Raw genomic sequence first — 19,173 nt, forward strand, 5'->3', positions numbered from 1 at the left:
TCTACCGGGCAGCCGTCTCCCCCGTGCCACGGGCGATCAACTGCGCCGGCAGTACGGTCCGGTGGAAGGGGGCGTCCTCGCCGTTGATGCGGTCGATCAGCAGATGGGCGGCGCGGCGGCCGAGTTCCTCGATGTCCGAGGTCACCACCGTGACCGGGGTGGGGAGCATATCGGCGAGCTTGAAGTCGTCGAAGCCCACGACGGCGATAGGGGCGTGCAGTTGCTGGCTCGCCCGCAGGACGCCCTCGGTGAGGAAGCCCGTCGTCGAGAAGATCGCCGTCGGCGGCTGCGGCGAGGTGAGCAGGGCGTGGGTGGCGGCGGTGGCCTCCTCCGTGGTGCCGCGCCGCAGGGTGACCACCAGTGCTTCGTCGGCGTCGATGCCGCTCTGCCGCAGGGCCTTGCGGTATCCGCGCAGCCGACGACCTGTGGTGTAGTACGAGGGGGCGACGAGGATCGCGATCCGGCGGTGGCCGTGGTCGATGAGGTGCTGCGTCGCCATGCGTCCCCCGCCCTCGTTGTCGACGAGGACGACATCTGCTTCGGCTCCGGTGGCGGGCCGGTCCACGAAGACGATGGGCACCTGGTCGTGACCGTTGACCTCCTGCAGAAAGGCGTGATCGCCCTGGTCGGGCACGATGATCAGCCCAGCCACTCGTCGCCCGATCAGCTCGCCCACGGCACGGCGTTCGACCTTCGGGTCCTCGTCGGCGGTGCTGAGGAGAACGGCATATCCGGCTTGGGCCGCCACCTCGACGGCCGCCTTCGCCAAGGACGCGTAGAAAGGGTTGGTCAGGTCGCCGAGCAGCAGGCCGATGGTCATCGAGTTCTGCCCGGGGCGCAGGGAACGCGCGATCTCGTTGCGCTGGTACCCGATCTCGCTGATCGCCGCGTTCACACGGTCGGCCGTCTCCTCGCGGACCGTCCCGATGCCGTTGACGACGCGGGACACGGTGACAAGGGCGACTCCGGCCCGCTCTGCGACATCGCGCATGGTCGGCCTGGTGTTCTGGCGCTGCGGGAGACGACTGCTCACGTGGGGCGGAGACCAACTTTCCTTACGTGTCGCGGCCGCCTGAGAGGGTGCCGCGCGGGTCTGACCGGGCGAACGCCCTCAGGATACGTTTCCGGTCTCGCCGTACGGCCCGGTCGGCGGGCAAGCTGCCCGCCGACCGCGAGCGAGGCGAACCGAAGGCGGACACCTAGGGTCTGTCCGCCGGATCAGGTCGCAGGGAAGCATCACACTGGCGGCCACCACCGCCGGCACCGGGCTGATGCACGAGAGTTTCCATGCCGACGACCCCAGCCGGTTCACCCGGGACTGGTTCGGCTGGGCCAATGCCATGTTCTGTGAACTCGCCCTCGACCTGTCCGGGCGCGGCGTACGCCGCCTCTTTCCCAGGCACCCGCGCATCCCGCCTGCCGCCCCGGGCGTCGTCTGAGAAGCGCCCGGCGCGGCCCGCTGGTTCGCGTCCCTGCCACAGTGCGACGAGACGACGGGGCACGACAGTGGCGATCCGGCAACTGGCTCTCGAAGACGACGCCCTGAGCCACGGCGCCACGGTCGTTGCTCTCCACTCCCGGAGCCGGATCACCCCGCAATCCCTGCCCTGACCTGGGGCCGGTCGGGGCGTTGAGCGCGCACGGCGGGGCGGCGGCACCTGCGCCCGGTCGGCGCCGGGCCGGCGCACCTATCCTCGGTGCATGGCATGCCGAATCAGCGAACTCGTGATCGACGCGGAAGACCCTGACCGACTGGCCGCATTTTGGTGCGATGTCCTCGGCTACGTAGAGCTGGCCCGAGAAGATGACGGCAGCATCGAAATCGGCCCGGCCGGCGTCGGATTCGGCGGCGCGCAGCCAACCCTCGTCCTCAATGCGGGCCGCGACCCCCGGCTCGGGAAGCTCCCGCTGCACATCGATGTCAGCGCCACCGACCGCGACCAGGACGCCGAGCTGACCAGGTTGCTCGCACTGGGCGCCGTGCCTGTCGACATCGGCCAGACCGGAGAAGAGAGCTGGCATGTCCTGGCGGACCCCGAGGGCAACGAGTTCTGTCTCTTGCGCACGCGGCTGAAGCCCGTCTGACGTCCCGCCACATCGAACAAGGCACAGCGGACGCGTGACTCCCGCGGGCGGGGTGAGGTTGCCGACCTCCTGATCGGCAATACCTGCGCCTGCGTTGCTGCCGAGGCGTCCATCGTGCCTGTCCGCGCAGCCTCTTGGCTTCCAGGACCGTCTTCGAAGCAGGACACGATGTTCTGCCAGACGAATGGGTCCTTCCAGTCAGGCTCCCCCTTCACCCGGCCGAACACGGCTGCGACCACGTTCTCGCGCGAGATCGTCCGGGTCTGGAAGTGCTCGGTGGGAACCCCGTCCCGGTACTCCAACTGGAAGGTGTTGTCCTCCCGCATCAGTACGTGCACATACCAATCGCCGGTCTCCTTCTCGACGACGCGCTCGACGATCAGGGCATTACGCATGACTCTGCCAGCTCCCGAGTCCAGAAAGGCCTCCCGTGCGGACGGCGGCGAGGATCACCGCCGCCGAGCCCGACCACCGAAACTCCCCCGGGGCCGCGCTGAGAACGGGCTGTGCTGTGACCGGCCGCGGACCCGGCCCGTAATCCCCTTGACCTGGGCACGGGTCAACGCTGCACTGTTGCGGGACACCACGCATCGTGGTGCCGCTATCCCGGGGAGGCACTGGCAGCAATGGAGATCCGTCCCACAACCGACCAAGACCTTGACGTCTTCGTCGACACACTCCATGCCGCGTTCGGGCGCTTCCCGGAAACCCCGACCGAGGGCGGCGGCGGGGTCTGGTGGTCGGCACTCGAAATGGACCGCAACCTGCTCGCCACGACGGCGGACGGGCAGGCCGTCGGCACCGCCGGTGCGTACTCCTTCGAGCTCACCCTGCCCGGTGAGATCCTCGTCCCGGCCGCCGGGGTGAGCTTCGTCGGCGTCCTGCCCTCGCACCGACGCCAGGGCGTGCTCAGCGCGATGATGCGCCATCAGCTCACCGAGCTGCGGGCCCGAGGGGAGTTCCTCTCCGTACTGCTGGCCTCCGAGGCCCTGATCTACCGCAGGTTCGGCTACGGACCGGCGACCTACACGCAGCGGCTGACGGTGCCGCGCCACCAGGCCGCCCTCGCTCTCCCCCGGGCGCGCGGAACGGCCGACGCCCCAGCCACCGGCTCGGGCACCGGCACGATCGAGCTGCTGCGGCGAGCCGAGTGCGGCGAGATCCTGGAAGAGGTCTACGACCGGTACCGCCGCGCACAGCCCGGCGCGTTGTCCCGGCCGCATCGCTGGTGGGCCTTGGGCGCGGGGCAGCCCCCGGTCTCTCCGGCGCCGCGCTACGTCGCCGTCCACCGTGACGCCGACGGCGTCCCGGACGGGTACGCCAGCTATTCGGTCGGCGAGCCCGAAACCTTGACGGTCGATGAGACCATCGCCACCGACGACGCGGTCTTCACGGCCCTGGCCCGATTCGTGCTCGGACACGACCTGGTCGCTCAGGTCGTGTTCAAGCACTTCCCGCCCGCGCACCCGCTGCGCTGGCAGTTTGCGGACTTCCGTGCTGGTCAGGTGAGCGGCGACACCGACTGGCTCTGGGTGCGGCTGCTGGACGTCCCGCGTGCGCTGACCGCGCGCGGCTGGTTCATGGACGGCGAGCTCGTCCTCGACGTCGACGACCCGTTCCTCGGCGAGCACGGCCGCTACCTGCTGACCGTCCGGGACAGCAAGGCCGACTGCGTCCCGACGGACCGGGAGCCCGACCTGTCCCTGGACGTGAGCGACCTGGGCTCGGTCTACCTCGGCGGCACCGCCCCGAGCACGCTCGTGCGTGCCGGACACATCCGGGCTCACCGCCCGGGCGCGGCCACCCTCGCCGACGCCCTCTTCCGCACCGAGCGCTCCCCGCACTGCCTGCACTGGTTCTGACCGCGCGTGCCGACCCTGCACAAGTCTCGTCAGGTGCCGTTTTCTTTGGCCGGCTGGCGCGTTGGGATTAGGTTCGCCGGGTTGGTGGTGTCTTCGGATCCTCATGGTGGGGGTGTGAGTGAAGCCGGCGCCATGGGCCGCATGGCACCGGCGGCGGCCGAGCCGAGCAGCAGTTCGGTCAGGTCATGGGGCTGCGCCTGCTCACCGGTTGGAGCCGCCGCTGCGATCCGGTCCAGACGGAAGCCCCGGCCGGCCCGCCGTGTGCGGCACCAGGCGATGAGATACCACCGGCCGTCGGCGGTGAGCAGTCCGGCCGGTTCCACGACGCGGTCGCTTTCGCGTCCTGCCACATCGACGTAGGACAGCCGCAGCACCGTGTTTGTGGTGAGCGTCTGTTCCACTGCGGTGCGGACCCCGGAGTCGGCTCGCGACGGCAGCGCGACGATTCGTGTGGCGACTTCCTGAGCCGCTGCCGACGCGGGACCGGTCAGCGAGACCATGATCTTCTGGGCCGCCGTGCGGGCCGCACCGGCGAACGGGGCGGAGGCGTTGGCCGCGGCGAGCGCGGTGGCCACTGGTCGGTGTGCCACCCGCGAAGGGGTGACCAAGCGGCGCGGCCCACAGCCCCGCACAGGGTCAGCCGCCGGAGGACACCGGCGGCAGGGACGTGTCGTTCTGTCGGAGTTCGACCAGCAGTTCGTTCTGCCCGGCCAGCAGCTCCGTGAGGATGCGGCGGGCCGCGCGCAGGAGCTCCGCGACGTCACCGCCGGCCAGCGCGTAGCTGACGGTGGAGCCCTCACGGATGGACACCACGATGCCGGAACGACGCAGGACGGCCAGCTGCTGCGACAGGCTGGAGGGCTCGATGTCGAGGTCGGCGAGCAGGTCCCGCACCGGGACGGGGCCGTGTTGCAGCAGCTCGAGGACCCTGATGCGCACGGGGTGTCCCAGCATGCGGAAGAACTCCGCCTTGGCCTGGTAGAGGGGGACCCGCATCGGTGCTCGCTCCCTGCCGCGTGGGGATGGTCGCCACCTGGTGCGGCGACACCCGGAAGGCGCCGCCGCACCATGTGTCCGTCACTGTCGATCCTTCTCGCTCACGGCCATGCGCATCCACTTGTTGGGACGATGCTGATGTGGTGACTTGAAGAAGTCTTCACATCGTGGGCGCACGTCGGGCCGGGGATCCGGTCGACCTAGACTTCCAACTGCTCCTCGACGCGCTTGAGTTGATGGCGGGCCATCGCCAGGTTCGAACGCGCCTTGTCGAGCACGAGGTAGAGGAACAGACCGTTGCCGTTGCGTCCGGTGACCGGCCGGATGAGGTGGTACTGCCTTTCGAGAGTGATCAGGATGTCCTCGATCCGGCTCTTGAGACCCAGTTGCTCCATGGTCCGCACCTTCGCGCGGACGACATCCGTGTTTCCGGCGGCCGCGATCGTGAGGTCGAGGTCCTTGCCCCCTCCCAGTGTGCCCAGCGCCATGCCGCTGGTGTAGTCGACGACGGCCGCCCCCAACGCCCCCTCGGCCGCGGTCATCATTTCCTTCAGCGACACTTCCACACTCGCCATAGCGCCTCCCCTTGGTTGTCGGCTGTGCGGCGGGATCGGCGATGCCCGTCCCGCCGCCGCGTGACCGCACCGTATGCGGACGACCGAGGCGCCTACAGGAGTATCTCCGAGGCTGATCTCCAGCGATCGGAGATGAGCGTGACGGCATCGTTTTCCGACTACTACTGCCCCATTGCGGCCAGTGCGGCGAGGGTGGCGTCGAGGTCGATGGCACGCGGCTGGTTGAGCGGGAGCTTGGCCAGAACACGGGCCATGGCGCAGCTGCCGCTGATGCCCGAGTAGACCAGGCCTCCGGCGACGCCGACGGACAACCAGCGGGCCGCCGCCCGGCGTTGTCCGACCGCGAGTCCGGCGAGGACCAGGGACCCGGCGACGAAGCGGACCTGACGGTCCATGGGCCAGACGCCGCGGGCGTCGGTGGGGCGGTGCAGGTCGTGTCCGTGCCGGCTCCAGGCGATGGTGCCGCCGGTGAGGGTGGCGGCGGGGATGTTGTGTGCGGTGAGGGTGGCGCAGGCCTGCGCGGAGCGGGCGCCGGAGGCACACACCATGACGAGGTCACCGCGCTCGGCGGCGGACTTCAGGACGGGCACGGCCGCGTCCAGATGGTCCAGGGGGATGTTGTGGGCGCCTGCTATGTGGCCCGAGGCGTACTCGCCATGGGTCCGCACATCGATGACGGTCAGCTCGTGGAGCCGGGCGTGGGCCCGGTCGGGGGCGAGGGAAGTGGGGGCCACGGGAATTTCCTTCTCTTTCTGGTGCTTCACCCCACGGACAGGATACCCGCGGGGGTATATCGAGGGAGTGCTTGTGGAACTGGCGATGGCAGCCGAGGAACTGAAGACGGTGATCAACCGGCTGCGCCGGGCGCAGGGTCAGATCGCCGGAGTGATCAAGATGATCGAGGAGGGGCGGGACTGCGAGGACGTGGTCACCCAGCTCGCCGCGGCCTCCCGGGCGCTGGACAAGGCCGGGTTCGCCATCATCGCGACCGGTCTGCAGCACTGTCTGACCGATGCCGATCTGGCCGCCGACGGTGACCGTGAGCGGATGCGGGCCCGTTTGGAGAAACTGTTCCTGTCCCTGGCGTGAGTCCGCCGGGACCGGCCGGGGTCAGGTCAGGGCGTCGACGAGCATGAACGCGGCCACCGCCAGCAGGACCACGGCGAAGGTGCGCTGAAGGAGGGGGCCCGAGGCTTTGCCGGCCAGGCGCTTGCCGTCCCAGGCGCCCAGGATCGCGGTCCCGGTGAAGGGCGCGATCAACGTCCAGTCCAGGCCCGACGTCGTGCCACCGCGGGTGAGCAGCGAGGCCAGCGAGTTGACCGAGATGATCAGCAGGCTGGTGCCGATGGCGGCCTGCATCTCGAAGGCCAGGACGGTGACCAGGGCCGGCACGGCGAGGAACCCGCCACCCACCCCCAGCAGTCCGGTCAGCGCGCCCAGCCCCGCTCCGGTGCCGAGGGCCTTGACCGGCCGAACCGCGCCGGGCTCCGTGAGGGACGTTGCCCGGGAGGGGCGCAGCATACGGGTGGCGGCCAGGGCGGCGACGGCGGCGAACGCGGCGATCAGCAGCGACTGCGGCAACCGGGCCGACGCCGCTCCGGCCGCGACGGCCGGGAGGATGCCGGCGGCCGCGAACAGGGCGCCGGCCCGCCACCGCACATGGCCGCTGCGGGCGTGGCCGAACAGGGCCGTGAGCGAGGTGGCGGTGACGATCAGGAGGCTCGCGGTGGTGGCCGCGGCCGGGGTGAATCCGAGCAGGTAGATCAGGGCGGGCACGGCGAGGACGCTGCCTCCGCCGCCCAGCGCGCCCAGCGCGAGACCGACCAGGGCCCCCGCGACGAGCGCAAGAACGAACGCGCTCACGCTATGGCACCGTCGTCTCCGTCCGGGCCGGCCACCGGCAGCCCGTCCCGTGCCCAGGCGACCATGCCGCCGGTGACATCGGCGGCCTCCACCCCTTGGCCGGTCAGGATCTCGACGGCCTGCCGGGAACGCCGGCCGGAGCGGCAGATCGCCAGGATGGGCCTGCCCTGAGCGGCGGGCGGCAGGGCTTCCCCCGCCACCAGCCGGGACAGGGGCAGGTGCAGCGCGTCCGGTGCGTGCCCCGCCTCCCACTCGGCGGTTTCACGGACGTCGAGCAGAACGGCGTGGCCGTGGGCGACCCGCTGGTGGGCCTGGACAGGGCCGAGGCGACGGGAGGCGCGGCTACGGCTGCGGAAGAACATGGGTTCATCACTCCGAAGGGGTGGTGCGGCGGAGGCGGTCCGTGCGGGGGCTGGCTGAGGGGCAGTCGGTACGGGGCCGGGTGCGGTCGGGACGGATGCGATCGGGACGGATGCGATCGGAACGGGTGCGGGTCAGCCCGTGCTGGACCAGGTGAGAGTCAGTCCGGCCTCGACGGCGGCGGCGAAGCTGTCGTCGACGGCGACCACGCCGCGTCCCGTGGCGTCCAGGAAGGAGGCGGCGATCGCCGCGCGCATCCCGCCCGCGCAGTGCACCCACACCTCCCCCGCGGGCACCTCCCCGAGACGACCGGGCAGCTCATGGATGGGGATGTGCACCGAGCCCGCCACGAAGCCGTGCGCGCGCTCGGAGTCGCGCCGCACGTCCAGCACCACCACGTCCTCGCCGCGGCCGCGGCGGGCGGCGAGGTCGGCGAAGGTGGCGCGCGGGAAGGAACGCGGCTCCACTCCCCCGGACACCCAGTCGCGCGGGCCGCCGGTGGCGGCCGCGACCGGCCGGTCGATGCCGACCCGGGCCAGTTCCCGCTGTGCCGCGGCGATCTGTTCGGGTAGGTCGGCGAGCAGCGTGACGGGCTTGCCCCACGGAATCAGCCAGGCCAGGTAGGTGGCCGGCTTGCCGTCGCCCTCGAAGTTGAAGGAGCCGGCCACGTGCCCCTGGGCGAACGCGACACGGTTGCGCAGGTCGACCACCCATTCACCGGCCGCCAGCCGCTGGGCGATCTGTGCGGCGTCGGCGGGACGTGGCGGGGTGAGGTCGACGGGAGCGGGGCCGGCGGCGTTGGCCGGGCCCATGTGCGCGTAGTACGCCGGGACGTCCTCCAGACCGGCGAGCAGGTCGGCGACGAAGCTGTCCACGTCGCGGGTGAGGGCCTCGTTGGTCTTGCGTTCCCGCCCGATCGTGGAGGAGTCCCCCTCGGCCTGGGATCCGGAGCAGAAACTGCCGAAACCGTGCGTGGGCAACACCGGCACCTCGTCGTCCAGCTCCTCGGCCAGACGGTGGGCGGAGGCGTGCTGGGCACGGGCCAGCTGCTCGGTCAGCCGCGGTTCGACCAGGTCCGGCCGCCCCACCGTACCGATCAGCAGTGATCCGCCGGTGAAGGCGGCCACCCCGCGCCCGTCCTCTTCCAGAACGTAGGACGTGTGGTGCGGGGTGTGGCCCGGGGTGGCCAGTGCCCGCAGGACCAGACCCCGGTCGACCGTGACGGCGTCGCCGTCGGCGACCGGGGTGCGGGCGAAGGCCACCGAAGCCCCGGCCGGGACCAGATAGCGGGCACCGGTGACCCGGGCCAGTTCGAGCCCGCCGCTCACGTAGTCGTTGTGCAGGTGCGTCTCGGCCACGTACGCGATCCGCACGCCTCGCCGGGCGGCCGCGGCGATGACCTGATCGATGTCCCGCGGGGGATCGACCACGACCGCCTCGCCAGGGCCGCCGGCCAGGTAGCTGCGGTTGCCCAGGCCCTCGAACTCCAGGGTTTCGACGAAGAACACGGGTTCGGCTCCTTCCGGATGAAAGTACCCCGGGGGGTATCTGGCATCTACCGTAACAGATATACCCGGGGGGGTATCCAGAGAGATGTGCACGGAGGTGATTCAGATGCGGCCACCGGCCGGTGACGAGCAACGGACGACGGGCGACGGACGACCGCGAGTGACGCCGAGGGCGACCTAAACGAGGCCCTTGAGCATGCCGCGCCAGTACAGGGCCGGCAGGCCGTACCTCTTGAGCAGCCACATGTCGCGGCGCTCCTTGGTGGTGTCCAGCAGGGGGATGCTGGGGGCGGGGCGCTGGTCGTAGTCGAACTCGGCGAGCAGCACCTTGTCGCGGGCCGTGACCAACGGGCAGGACGTATATCCGTCGTAGCGGCGCCGCTCACGGTGCTCGCCGTTGATCTCGGCCAGCAGGTTAGCCACCAGGACGGGGGCCTGCTTGCGGACGGCGGCGCCGGTCTTGGAGGTGGGCAGGTTGGCGACATCGCCGAGGGCGAAGACATCGCGGTACCGCGGGTGTTGCAGGGTGTGCTTGTCCACTTCGACATAGCCGTAGGGGCTCGCGGGATCGGCCAGCGGGCCGCGCTCGACCCAGTCGGGGGCGCTCTGCGGCGGTACGGCGTGGAGCAGGTCGAACGCGAGGCTTTCCTCGGCGCCGGTGGAGTGGTCGGCCACGGTCAGCCGACGGGCCGCGCCGTCGACGGCGGTCATCTCCGAGTTGAGCCGGACCTCGATGCCGTAACGCTCGGCGACGCGCTCCAGGGCACGGCGCCAGACCGGTACGCCGAACATGGAGTCGGCGGGCAGCACAAGGATCACCCGGATACGGTCCAGGACCCCCTGTCGGCGCCAGTGATCGGCGGCCAGATAGGCGATCTTCTGCGGGGCGCCACCGCATTTGACCGGGCCGCTCGGCTGCGTGAAGACCGCGGTGCCCGAGCGCAGGCCACGGATGAGTTCCCAGGTGTACGGGGCGTGCTCGAAAGCGTAGTTGCTGGATACGGCACCGTGCCCGACGGCGGCATCGAGGCCGGGGACCGCGTCCCAGTCCAGTTGGAGACCGGGGGCCATCACGAGATGGTCGTAGCCGATGGTGCGGTGCGCGGCGGTGGTGGCGGTCCGCGCCTCGGGGTCGACGGCGGTGGCGGCCTCGCGGATCCAGTGCACCTGCCTGGGCATGACGGAGGCTTCGGGGCGGTGGGTGACACCGAGTGGGGCCCGGCCGCCGCCCACCAGGGTCCACAGCGGCTGGTACCAGTGGACGTCGGCCGGTTCGAGCACCGCGACGTCGGAGACGCCGGCGCGCCGCAGGCGGGCCGCGACGGTGATGCCCGCGGTTCCACCTCCGATGATCAACACCTGGAAGTGGTCGCGGGCGGCGCCGGAGACGGAGTGGGTGGAGGGCATGGCGGGCTCCTCGCAATCCTCGGAATATACCCCCAGGGGTATTGGATGAGCCCGATGCTAGGCCACGCGCGACGACGGGACCAATGCGCGGTCGATTAATTGCCAGCCAGGCAAGGGGAGTTGACGAACATGACGACTGTCGGCTAGGGCCTGTCCGGCGGATCATGCCGCAGACGCGGGGCTTGGCACGCGCATCTGCCGCGTTGTCGTCACTCGCCGAGGCGGTGAAGACGGAACACGCCGACGCGTACGAACCCGAGGCCCGACACCTGCCGACCTCATCTGCCGACCCCGGTCATGCCCGCCCTCGCCGAGGCCACCGCCCTCGCCGTACGGGACGGCCTGCCGCGGCACTCCCCGGGCGACCTGGACCACTTCGCCGAACGCCACCCGGGCTGCCGAGCCGCCGTGTCAGCTCATGGTGAGCACCATCCGGAAGCGGGCGGCACCGGAGAGCATCTTCTGGTACGCCTCGTCGGTCTCGCCCAGCGTCACGACCTCGGTCATCGGACGGATGCCGTGCAGGGCGCTGAACTCCATGGTGTCCTGGATGTCCTGCGAGGTGCCGCTGGGGTGGCCGCTGACGGCCTTGCCCGCCATCAGCAGCTGGACCGGGCTGATGCCGAGCGGCTCCATGTCCACGCCGACGACCACCAGCTCACCGCGGGCACGCAGACCGTCCACGGTCGCGGTGATCGCGGCGGAGTTCGACGCGGTGGCCAGGACGACCTGCGCACCCCCGAGGGACTGAAGCGCCTCGGCGACCGGAGTGCCGGCCGTGCTGTCGATGTAGTGGTGCGCGCCGAGCTGTTTGGCGAAGTCGGCCTTGTCGGCACCCCGGGCGATGGCCACGGTCTCGAAACCCATCGCGGTCGCGTACTTCACGCCCAGGTGTCCCAGGCCGCCGATGCCGAGAACGGCGACCAGGTCACCCGGCCGCGCCGAGCTGCGCCGCATGCCGTTGTACACGGTCACGCCCGCGCAGGCCAGGGGCCCCGCGTCGGTGGCCCCCAGCCCGTCGGGGATCCGGGCCAGCGCGTCCACGGGCACGACCACCGTCTCGGCGTAGCCACCGTCGTACGCCCATCCGGGGACCCGCAGGTTCTCGCACACGATGAAGTCGCCCTGCCGACAGGGTGTGCAGTGGCCGCACGCGCCACCGAACCAGCCCACCGCCACCCGGTCACCCACCTGCCAGCCCCAGTCCTGCGTTCCCTCGCCGAGCTCCGCGACCCGCCCGGCGACCTCGTGCCCGGGGACCACCGGGAACGTCACGCCGGGCACGCCGGCGTTCACGAAGAGGGTGTCGCTGTGGCACACCCCGCAGGCGTCGACGGTGACCCGTACGTGTCCGGGGCCCGGCCGCGGCACCTCACGCTCGACGACCTCGAACGAACCGCCGGGGGCGGTCACCTGCGCGACGTGGTAGGTAGTCATCCGGATCCCTGCCTTGGAGAGTCGGTCTGATCTCGAAGCGCTCCGCCCGCAGGTGGTCACGGGGCCGGTGACAGGCGCGCGGGCCGCACGCGGAAGACACACGAACCCGACCGGCTTGCTCCGCTCCGGTGGCGGTGGCGGTGTCGGCCGACGGCCGGGCGGGATCCGCCTGCCGAGCCTCGGCAGGCCACGGACGGACGGGCGCGGGTAACCTCACGCTACTTCAGGTCACAGCGGGACGCTCGGCGAGTTCGCCGTCCACCGCGAGCGCGGCGGCGGCGCCACCGGGACGAGCGGGCCGGCGGTGCCGGTGGAGCGGCCGCGAAGCACGTTGGAGACGTCCTCGGTCGGGGCCTGTCCGGCGGATCAGGCCGGAGAGACGTAACGGAGCCTCTTGAGCGCAGATGGGCGTGCCGGACCCCGCGTCTCCGCCATGATCCGCCGGACGGGCCCCAGTGCAGGCCGCCACTCGCGAGCCGCGCGTTCACGGCGCACCGCAGCCACGGCGTCCCGTGACGCCCGCTGCCGAAACGCCCCCTCCTCGGCGCCGAGGCGAGCGGCACACCACCCCCTCGACCGCCCGTCACCCCACCGCCCACGACCTGCCGGACAAGGGCGCCCGACTGCCCGCCCCGGGCGGAAACCCAGCCGTCTCGGCTGTCACACCCGATCCCCCACGGGCGCGCGGAGCGAGCGCAGCCGACCGCCATGGATCGGTGTCGTGTGCCAGCGCACGGTAAAGGTCCCCTCCGGCAGCGAACAGGTCACGGTCAGTCGGTGCGGGGTCTCCAGGAACAGCACGTCGAGGCGCAGGGTGTCCTGGTCCGTCCAGCCTCCGCTGACCGCCGTGGGCGGGTCGCCCGCGTCGGGGGTCCAACCGGTCGCGTCGAGCCGCAACTCGATGAGCTCGTCGTCCTCCGCGAGCGACACGCCCCAGCCCTTCCCGTCCGCGTCGGCCGTGACCGTGACGCCCGTCAAGGTCCGCTGCTGCGGGCACTCACCGTCCTCCGGCGCGAACACCGCGCTCCTCCAGTCATCGCCCCGCGCGGGAGGCTCGGGGCTCGCCTCGACCGGGGGCAGAGCCAGCTCCGCGAGGCGGCGGCGCACGCCCTCGTCCGCCGTGCCCGGGAGCGGTTCGGCACCGAACGCCGGGAGGAGGTGGCGCCACACCAGGTTCAGCAGACCCTGCGTGTCCTCGGCCGCCGCGGTCGTCGCGATCACGGCGTCGTGCTCGGGCAGGACGAGACAGAACTGCCCGTACGCGCCGTCGCCGCGGTACCCGTGCCTGCTCCTCCAGAACTGGTAGCCGTACCCCTGCTGCCAGTCCGACAGCGCGCCCTCCTGCGTACCGTCCGCGGTGGAGATGTGCGCGCGGGTCGCTTCCTCGATCCATGAGGACGGAAGCAGCCGCCGCCCCTCCCAGACACCGTCCTGCAAATAGAACTGGCCGAGCCGGGCGATCGCGTCCGTCGTGGCGTGCAGACCGCTGAAGCCGATGTCACGCCCGGGCGGCCGCTGGAGCCAGGCCGTCTCGCCGATGCCCAGCGGGTCGAACAGCCGTGGCCGCAGATACTCCGTCAACGACTGGCCGGTCAGGCGCTGGATGATCGCGGCGAGTGTGTATGTGCAGGGCTGGTTGTAGGCGAAGACGCTCCCGGGGTCCCGGTCCGGCGGAAAGAGCAGGAACCCCCGTACGATCTCGTCGCGGTCGCGTCGGATCGAGGTCGCGTAGGTCTCTTCGAGGTGGCCGCTGGCCATGGCGGCCACATGGCGTACGAGCATGGCGCGGCTGCGCGGATCCGTGATGTCGGCCTCGAACTCGGGGAAGTACGAGATCACGGGGTCGTCCAGGCGCAACAGGCCTTCGGCGACGGCGAATCCGGCGGCCGTGGACGTGAAGCTCTTGCTGAGCGAGTACAGCAGGTGGCGACGCTCAGGTGTGTACGGCGCCCACCAGCCGGAGGCCACGAGGTGCCCGTGGCGCAGGATCATCAGGCTGTGCGGTTCGATGTCCGGCGCCGCCTCGACGGCGTCGAGGAAGGCATGAATGCCCGCGGCGTCCACCCCCTCGGCGGCGGGGGTGCTGGCGGGCAGGGAACGGGAGCTCATGAAGGCTGCCTCCGGGCGGCTCGGGCGGTGATGGAGCGGGGCACTGTGGGCATTTGACATCTTTCCGTCGGCGGACACCGTCTGTCCACGAGGTGCGTGCAGGACCCTTGAGGCTGAAGTGACGTGATGCGTAGGATCGTTACCAGTGGAATGAAACGTTTCAATTCATCGCTTCACCATCGACTTCACCATCGAGGGGCGACACATGGCCAAGAATTGGAACCGCCGCGTCTTCCTGCGCAGCTCCGTCGTCGGACCGGGCGCCACCGTCGCACTCGGGTCCGGGGGCGCCCACACCGCCTCCGCGACCCCCGGAGCGAGCACCGACGCGCCGCGGGAGGGCGGGCTGCGCATCGACCGCACCACCGTCGAGTACGCCGAGACACTGCTCGGCACCGAGGTCGAACACCCCAGACTCACCTGGGAGTTGACCGCCCCGGGCCGGGGCGCGCGGCAGTCCGCGTACCGGGTACGGGTGGCGCTCACCGAGAAGGACCTGCGCGAGGGGCGGCCCCTGGTCTGGGACTCGGGGCGCGTCGAGTCGGACCGTACCGTCGGCATCGCCTACGCGGGGCCCGCACTGCGGCCCCGTACCCGCTACCACTGGCAGGTCAGGGTCTGGGACGGCGACGGCCGCCCATCGGCGTGGAGTACCCCGCGCTGGTGGGAGACAACGTTGCCGAAGGACGGCTGGCAGGGGTTCTGGATCGGGGCGGCGGCCCTTCCCGAACCGCCCGGCTTCGACGGGGCGTCCTGGATCTGGTCGCCCGGCTCGACCACCGGTTCCGCCCCCGTCGGGCCCCGTTGGTTCCGTACCGCGACCACCCTCCCCACCGGCAGTGAGGTGCGCAGGGCGAGACTGGTGGCCACGGCCGACGACGACTTCACGCTCTACGTCGACGGACAGCAGGTCCTGTATCAGCCCCAGCAGACGGACGCCTGGCGCACCGGGCATCTCGCCGAGGTCACCGATCAGGTGCGCGGGGCGAGCGGCGGGCGGATCGTGGTCGCCGCCGTCGCGACCAACCGTGACAACGGGTCCGCCAATCCGGGCGGGCTCCTGCTCCGCCTCATCGTGGAGACCACGTCCGGCGACACGGTCGAACTCGTCACCGGCGACGGCTGGCGCTGCGCCGAAAGTGAGCAACAGGGCTGGCAGCGGCCCGACTTCGACGACACGGGCTGGTCCGGGGCCGCCGTGCTCGCGCCCTGGGGACAGGGCCCTTGGGGCACCGGGGTCTCCGTCGGCGTCCCGGAACAGCCCGCTCCCCTGCTGCGGCGGACGTTCACCGTCCCGAAGGACGTCGTGCGCGCCCGCCTCCACATCAGCGGACTCGCCTACTACGAGGCCGAGATCAACGGCGTCCGCGTCGGCCGTCAGGTCCTCGACCCCGGCTTCACGGACTACGAGGAGACGGCGCTCTACGCGGTGCACGACGTCACGGACCGCGTCCGGCGCGGTGCCAACGCGATCGGGGTGACGCTCGGGCGCGGCTTCTTCGGCCTGACCACCCCCACCGCGTGGAACTGGAACCGAGCGCCCTGGCACGGTGAACCCCGGCTGCTGGCGCAGCTGGAGATCGACCATCCGGACGGCTCGCGCACCACCGTCGCCACGGACGGCACCTGGCGGATCACCGACGGACCGACCCTCTCCAACTCCCTCTACGCGGGCGAGACCTACGACGCCCGCAAGGCACCCCGGGGCTGGTCACGCCCCGGCTTCGACGACCGCTCCTGGCAGGAGGCCCAGCGGCAGACCGCGCCCAAGGGCACCCTGCGCGCTCAAGGGCACGACCCGATCGAGGTGGCTGAGACCGTACGCCCGGTGGACATCAGCGAGTTGAGCCAGGGCGTGTACGTCGTCGACATGGGGCGGACGCTCGCGGGCTGGACCCGGCTGACCGTGCGCGCCGAGGCGGGGACGACCGTCCGGCTGGCCCACGGGGAGCGGCTGAACTCCGACGGCAGTGTGATCGCCCGCAACGACCTGGTGCCGGGCCGCTGCCAGACGGACGAGTACGTGTGTGCGGGCGGCGGCGCAGACGAGGTGTGGGAGCCCAGGTTCTCGTACAAGGGCTTCCGTTACGTCCAGGTCAGCGGGCTGCCCGCGAAGCCGGGGCCCGAGCAGGTGCTCGGCCGGGTCGTGCACACGCGGGTGGCGTCGACGAGCACGTTCTCCTGCTCCGAGCCGTTCTACGAGAAGTTGGACGGGGCGATGCGCCGCACCGTCCTCAACAACCTCCACGGCATTCCGACGGACACACCCGTGTACGAGAAGAACGGCTGGACCGGCGACGCGCAGCTCGGGGCGCCAGTGATGGCGTACGCCTTCGGTGTGCACCGCTTTCTGACGAAGTGGCTGGGTGACCTGAGGGACAGTCAGAATGCCGAAGGACAGCTGCCGGTGATCGTGCCGAGCGGAGGCTGGGGCTACCACGATCTGGCCCCCGCTCCGGAGTGGACGACGGTGTACCCCTTCCTGCTGCGGGAGATGTACCGCGTGTACGGGGACGAGCGGCTCGCCCGTGACCACTGGGCGCCGCTCATCCGCTACCTGGACTGGGAGATCGGGCGTCTCCAGGACGGGCTGGCGGTGACCGCCCTCGGCGACTGGCTGCCGCCGGGCTACGGCGGCAACCCGCCCGAGGACACCAGGCTGACCGCCACCGCCTATCTGCACCGTGCGCTCACCGGAACCGCGGAACTGGGGGACCTGCTGCGCGACACCGAGGTGGCGGCCCGCTACCGCAAGACGGCCGACGCGCTCAAGGAGGCGTTCAACACGGCGTTCCTCGGAGCGGACGGCCACTACCGCACGGCGAAGGACCCCGACTACCGCCAGACCAGCAACTGCGTCCCGCTGGCCTTCGGGCTCGTCCCGCCGGGCGCCCGGGCGAGCGTGGTCGACTCGCTCCTGGCCGACATCGCACGGCGTGGCAACCACCTCAACACGGGGGCGCTGGGCACCAGCGTGCTGCTGCGCGAGCTCTCGGCCCAGGGGCATCCCGACGTGGCCCACGCCCTCGCCACCCAGCGCACCTACCCCGGTTGGGGGTACTGGTTCGACAACGGTGCCGACACCATGTGGGAGATGTGGCCGCTCGACTCCCGCTCCCGGGACCACTACTTCCTGGGCACCGTGGTGCAGTGGCTCTACGAGAACGTGGCGGGCCTGCGCCCCGGCGACGCGGGCTACCGCACCTTCACGGTCCGCCCGGACGGCCGTACGGGCGTGGACTGGGCCCGTACCTCGGTGCGGACCGTGCGCGGCCGGGCGGCGGCCGCGTGGTCCGTCGTGGACGGGACGACCCGGCTGTCGGTGGAAGTGCCGGTCGGCGCGACGGCGGAGGTGCACGTGCCGGCAGCCGACCGCTCGGCCGTCGCGTCGACGGACGGTGCGAGGTGGCTGCGCTCGGAGCCGGGATTCGTCGTGTACGCGGTACCGCACGGGAGTTGGGAGTTCGTGGCGCGCGTCTGAGTCACGCCCGGGGACGCCACGGCACATCGGCGCGGGCAGGGGCGGAGGGGTTGTGCGAGCCGTGTCAGAGGGTTGCGCAGGCGGTGTGAGGGCTTGTCGGATCGCCGCCATAATGCCGGAATGATCAACCCCTCCCCCACATCTGCGCCGGCGCCGCGCGTCCCCGTCGTCATCATCGGTGCGGGACCGGCCGGGCTCACCGTCGCCAACATCCTGCGGGCCGCGTCCGTCGACTGCGTGGTCCTCGAGACCGAGAGCCGGGAGTTCGTCGAACAGCGGCCCCGCGCCGGCTTCATCGAGGAGTGGGCGGTACGGGCGCTGCGTCAACGGGGGCTGGCCGACCGGCTGGTGGAGCGGGCGCAGGCGCACAGCGAGTGCGAGTTCCGGATCGACGGCGAGCGCCACCGCTTCCGGTACGCCGCGCTGACCGGGGACCGGCACTTCGTCTATCCCCAGCCGCTGCTGGTGACGGACCTGCTGCACGAGTACGCCGACGTGAAGGGCGGCGAGATCCTTTTCGGCGTGCGTGACGTGGCCCTCCACGGCATCGACGGCGACCGGCCGGCGGTGCTCTACACCGATCCGGAGACCGGTGAGCGCCGGCGGATCGACTGCGACATCGTCGCCGGCTGCGACGGCGCGCGCGGAGTGACCCGCACCCATGTGGCCCCGGACCGGCACACGGTGGCCCGGTACGACTACGGGGTCGGCTGGCTGGCGCTGCTCGCCGAGGCACCGCCGTCCAGCGACTGCGTCGTCTTCGGTGTCCACCCGCGCGGATTCGGCGCCCACATGGCTCGCAGCCCCGAAGTCACCCGCTACTACCTGGAGGTGGCGCCCGGCGAGGACCCGGAGAACTGGTCGCACGACCGCGTCTGGTCGGAGCTCCGCGCCCGGCTGTCGGTCGCCGGAGCCCCACCGCTCACCGAGGGACCGCTGATCGAGAAACGCGTCCTCGACATGCACAGCTACGTCGTGGAGCCGATGACGTACGGGCGGCTGTTCCTGGCCGGCGACTCCGCGCACCTCGTCGCTCCGATCGCCGCGAAGGGCATGAACCTCGCGCTGCACGACGCCCTGTTGCTGGCCGACGCGCTCGTCGCCTACTACCTGCGGGGGGACTCCGACGGACTGCGCGGCTACTCGGCGGCCTGTCTGCGGCGGGTGTGGGAGTACCAGGAATTCTCCCAGTGGTTCTCGGAGTTGCTGCACGGACCGTCCTCGGGCGATCCGTTCCGGGCGGGTGCCGCGCGAGCCCGCCTCCGACGGATCCTCGGCTCACCCGCGGCGGCGACGTTCGCCGAGTCGTACATCGGCAAGCACACCGGCCCGGTGTCCACGACGACACCGTGACATGAACCGCGGTGGGGGCGAGGCCTGAATTCTTCGCACGGGTGCGCTACGCGCAAAGAATTCCGGAAAACGGGGCCCCGGAATCGCCCGCCTTTGAACACACAACGTCACACCCGCCGTACAACCGGGAAAGGTGA

17 protein-coding genes are annotated in these 19,173 nt (G+C 71.2%); 6 read left to right on the plus strand and 11 right to left on the minus strand.

Annotated features, from left to right (window positions below; genetic code table 11):
- Position 1: 1 nt before the first annotated feature.
- Complete coding sequence (locus ACFVWD_RS34035) at positions 2-991, minus strand: LacI family DNA-binding transcriptional regulator (RefSeq protein ID WP_389601722.1); 990 nt, start codon at positions 989-991, stop codon at positions 2-4.
- A 250-nt stretch (positions 992-1,241) separates the two neighbouring features.
- On the opposite strand from ACFVWD_RS34035, the gene ACFVWD_RS34040 reads away from it, so the two are divergent.
- From ACFVWD_RS34040 to ACFVWD_RS34050, 3 genes are all read left to right on the plus strand, one after another.
- Positions 1,242-1,439 carry a glycoside hydrolase family 125 protein gene (locus ACFVWD_RS34040; RefSeq protein ID WP_389601790.1) on the plus strand — a complete coding sequence of 66 codons (198 nt, stop codon included), beginning with the start codon at positions 1,242-1,244 and terminating at the stop codon, positions 1,437-1,439.
- 262 nt (positions 1,440-1,701) lie between these two features.
- Positions 1,702-2,085, plus strand: a complete 384-nt coding sequence (locus tag ACFVWD_RS34045; protein WP_389601724.1) for a VOC family protein — start codon at positions 1,702-1,704, stop codon at positions 2,083-2,085.
- 626 nt (positions 2,086-2,711) lie between these two features.
- Entirely contained in the window at positions 2,712-3,947 is a 1,236-nt protein-coding gene (locus ACFVWD_RS34050) for a GNAT family N-acetyltransferase (RefSeq protein WP_389601726.1), read from the plus strand.
- 101 nt (positions 3,948-4,048) lie between these two features.
- On the opposite strand, the gene ACFVWD_RS34055 is transcribed toward ACFVWD_RS34050, so the two are convergent.
- The 4 genes from ACFVWD_RS34055 to ACFVWD_RS34070 form a co-directional block, all read right to left on the minus strand.
- A complete protein-coding gene (locus tag ACFVWD_RS34055; RefSeq protein ID WP_389601728.1) occupies positions 4,049-4,537 on the minus strand; it encodes a helix-turn-helix transcriptional regulator in 489 nt (162 codons plus the stop codon).
- A gap of 46 nt (positions 4,538-4,583) precedes the next feature.
- Positions 4,584-4,943, minus strand: a complete 360-nt coding sequence (locus ACFVWD_RS34060; protein ID WP_060900065.1) for a helix-turn-helix transcriptional regulator — start codon at positions 4,941-4,943, stop codon at positions 4,584-4,586.
- A 200-nt stretch (positions 4,944-5,143) separates the two neighbouring features.
- Positions 5,144-5,518, minus strand: a complete 375-nt coding sequence (locus tag ACFVWD_RS34065) for a hypothetical protein (protein WP_095850580.1) — start codon at positions 5,516-5,518, stop codon at positions 5,144-5,146.
- A 161-nt stretch (positions 5,519-5,679) separates the two neighbouring features.
- On the minus strand, positions 5,680-6,252 hold the full coding sequence (locus ACFVWD_RS34070) for a rhodanese-like domain-containing protein (protein WP_389601729.1): 573 nt from the start codon (positions 6,250-6,252) through the stop codon (positions 5,680-5,682).
- Between the two features lie 73 nt (positions 6,253-6,325).
- On the opposite strand from ACFVWD_RS34070, the gene ACFVWD_RS34075 reads away from it, so the two are divergent.
- Complete coding sequence (locus ACFVWD_RS34075; protein ID WP_097288054.1) at positions 6,326-6,607, plus strand: metal-sensitive transcriptional regulator; 282 nt, start codon at positions 6,326-6,328, stop codon at positions 6,605-6,607.
- Positions 6,608-6,628: 21 nt separating this feature from the next.
- Here the strand turns inward: ACFVWD_RS34075 and ACFVWD_RS34080 are convergent, their stop codons facing one another.
- The 6 genes from ACFVWD_RS34080 to ACFVWD_RS34105 all read right to left on the minus strand — a co-directional run bounded on the left by ACFVWD_RS34080 (position 6,629) and on the right by ACFVWD_RS34105 (position 14,202).
- On the minus strand, positions 6,629-7,381 hold the full coding sequence (locus ACFVWD_RS34080) for a sulfite exporter TauE/SafE family protein (protein ID WP_389601730.1): 753 nt from the start codon (positions 7,379-7,381) through the stop codon (positions 6,629-6,631).
- Complete coding sequence (locus ACFVWD_RS34085) at positions 7,378-7,743, minus strand: rhodanese-like domain-containing protein (RefSeq protein ID WP_389601732.1); 366 nt, start codon at positions 7,741-7,743, stop codon at positions 7,378-7,380. The genes ACFVWD_RS34080 and ACFVWD_RS34085 overlap by 4 nt, the downstream gene beginning before the upstream one ends.
- Before the next feature lie 132 nt (positions 7,744-7,875).
- Positions 7,876-9,249 carry a rhodanese-like domain-containing protein gene (locus ACFVWD_RS34090; protein ID WP_389601733.1) on the minus strand — a complete coding sequence of 458 codons (1,374 nt, stop codon included), beginning with the start codon at positions 9,247-9,249 and terminating at the stop codon, positions 7,876-7,878.
- Positions 9,250-9,426: 177 nt separating this feature from the next.
- Positions 9,427-10,656: an FAD-dependent oxidoreductase gene (locus tag ACFVWD_RS34095; protein WP_389601735.1), complete on the minus strand. Its 1,230-nt coding sequence runs from the start codon at positions 10,654-10,656 to the stop codon at positions 9,427-9,429.
- 411 nt (positions 10,657-11,067) lie between these two features.
- Complete coding sequence (locus ACFVWD_RS34100; protein WP_389601737.1) at positions 11,068-12,093, minus strand: alcohol dehydrogenase; 1,026 nt, start codon at positions 12,091-12,093, stop codon at positions 11,068-11,070.
- A gap of 660 nt (positions 12,094-12,753) precedes the next feature.
- Positions 12,754-14,202, minus strand: a complete 1,449-nt coding sequence (locus tag ACFVWD_RS34105) for a serine hydrolase domain-containing protein (protein ID WP_389601739.1) — start codon at positions 14,200-14,202, stop codon at positions 12,754-12,756.
- 205 nt (positions 14,203-14,407) lie between these two features.
- Here ACFVWD_RS34105 and ACFVWD_RS34110 point away from each other — a divergent pair, with 205 nt between their 5' ends.
- Positions 14,408-17,683, plus strand: a complete 3,276-nt coding sequence (locus ACFVWD_RS34110) for a family 78 glycoside hydrolase catalytic domain (protein WP_389601741.1) — start codon at positions 14,408-14,410, stop codon at positions 17,681-17,683.
- A gap of 120 nt (positions 17,684-17,803) precedes the next feature.
- On the plus strand, positions 17,804-19,036 hold the full coding sequence (locus tag ACFVWD_RS34115) for a 4-hydroxybenzoate 3-monooxygenase (protein WP_389601743.1): 1,233 nt from the start codon (positions 17,804-17,806) through the stop codon (positions 19,034-19,036).
- The last annotated feature ends 137 nt before the right edge of the window (positions 19,037-19,173 follow it).

It is taken from the genome of Streptomyces sp. NPDC058086 (assembly GCF_042885015.1).
Taxonomy (GTDB): Bacteria; Actinomycetota; Actinomycetes; order Streptomycetales; family Streptomycetaceae; genus Streptomyces.

What these genes read in the sequence shown, in the direction of transcription:
- ACFVWD_RS34060 (WP_060900065.1), bottom strand. Translation starts at nt 4,943, where the DNA reads ATGCGGGTCCCCCTCTACCAGGCCAAGGCGGAGTTCTTCCGCATGCTG.
- ACFVWD_RS34110 (WP_389601741.1), top strand. Translation starts at nt 14,408, where the DNA reads ATGGCCAAGAATTGGAACCGCCGCGTCTTCCTGCGCAGCTCCGTCGTC.
- ACFVWD_RS34045 (WP_389601724.1), top strand. Translation starts at nt 1,702, where the DNA reads ATGGCATGCCGAATCAGCGAACTCGTGATCGACGCGGAAGACCCTGAC.
- ACFVWD_RS34065 (WP_095850580.1), bottom strand. Translation starts at nt 5,518, where the DNA reads ATGGCGAGTGTGGAAGTGTCGCTGAAGGAAATGATGACCGCGGCCGAG.
- ACFVWD_RS34050 (WP_389601726.1), top strand. Translation starts at nt 2,712, where the DNA reads ATGGAGATCCGTCCCACAACCGACCAAGACCTTGACGTCTTCGTCGAC.
- ACFVWD_RS34105 (WP_389601739.1), bottom strand. Translation starts at nt 14,202, where the DNA reads ATGAGCTCCCGTTCCCTGCCCGCCAGCACCCCCGCCGCCGAGGGGGTG.
- ACFVWD_RS34035 (WP_389601722.1), bottom strand. Translation starts at nt 991, where the DNA reads ATGCGCGATGTCGCAGAGCGGGCCGGAGTCGCCCTTGTCACCGTGTCC.
- ACFVWD_RS34095 (WP_389601735.1), bottom strand. Translation starts at nt 10,656, where the DNA reads ATGCCCTCCACCCACTCCGTCTCCGGCGCCGCCCGCGACCACTTCCAG.
- ACFVWD_RS34100 (WP_389601737.1), bottom strand. Translation starts at nt 12,093, where the DNA reads ATGACTACCTACCACGTCGCGCAGGTGACCGCCCCCGGCGGTTCGTTC.
- ACFVWD_RS34115 (WP_389601743.1), top strand. Translation starts at nt 17,804, where the DNA reads ATGATCAACCCCTCCCCCACATCTGCGCCGGCGCCGCGCGTCCCCGTC.
- ACFVWD_RS34085 (WP_389601732.1), bottom strand. Translation starts at nt 7,743, where the DNA reads ATGTTCTTCCGCAGCCGTAGCCGCGCCTCCCGTCGCCTCGGCCCTGTC.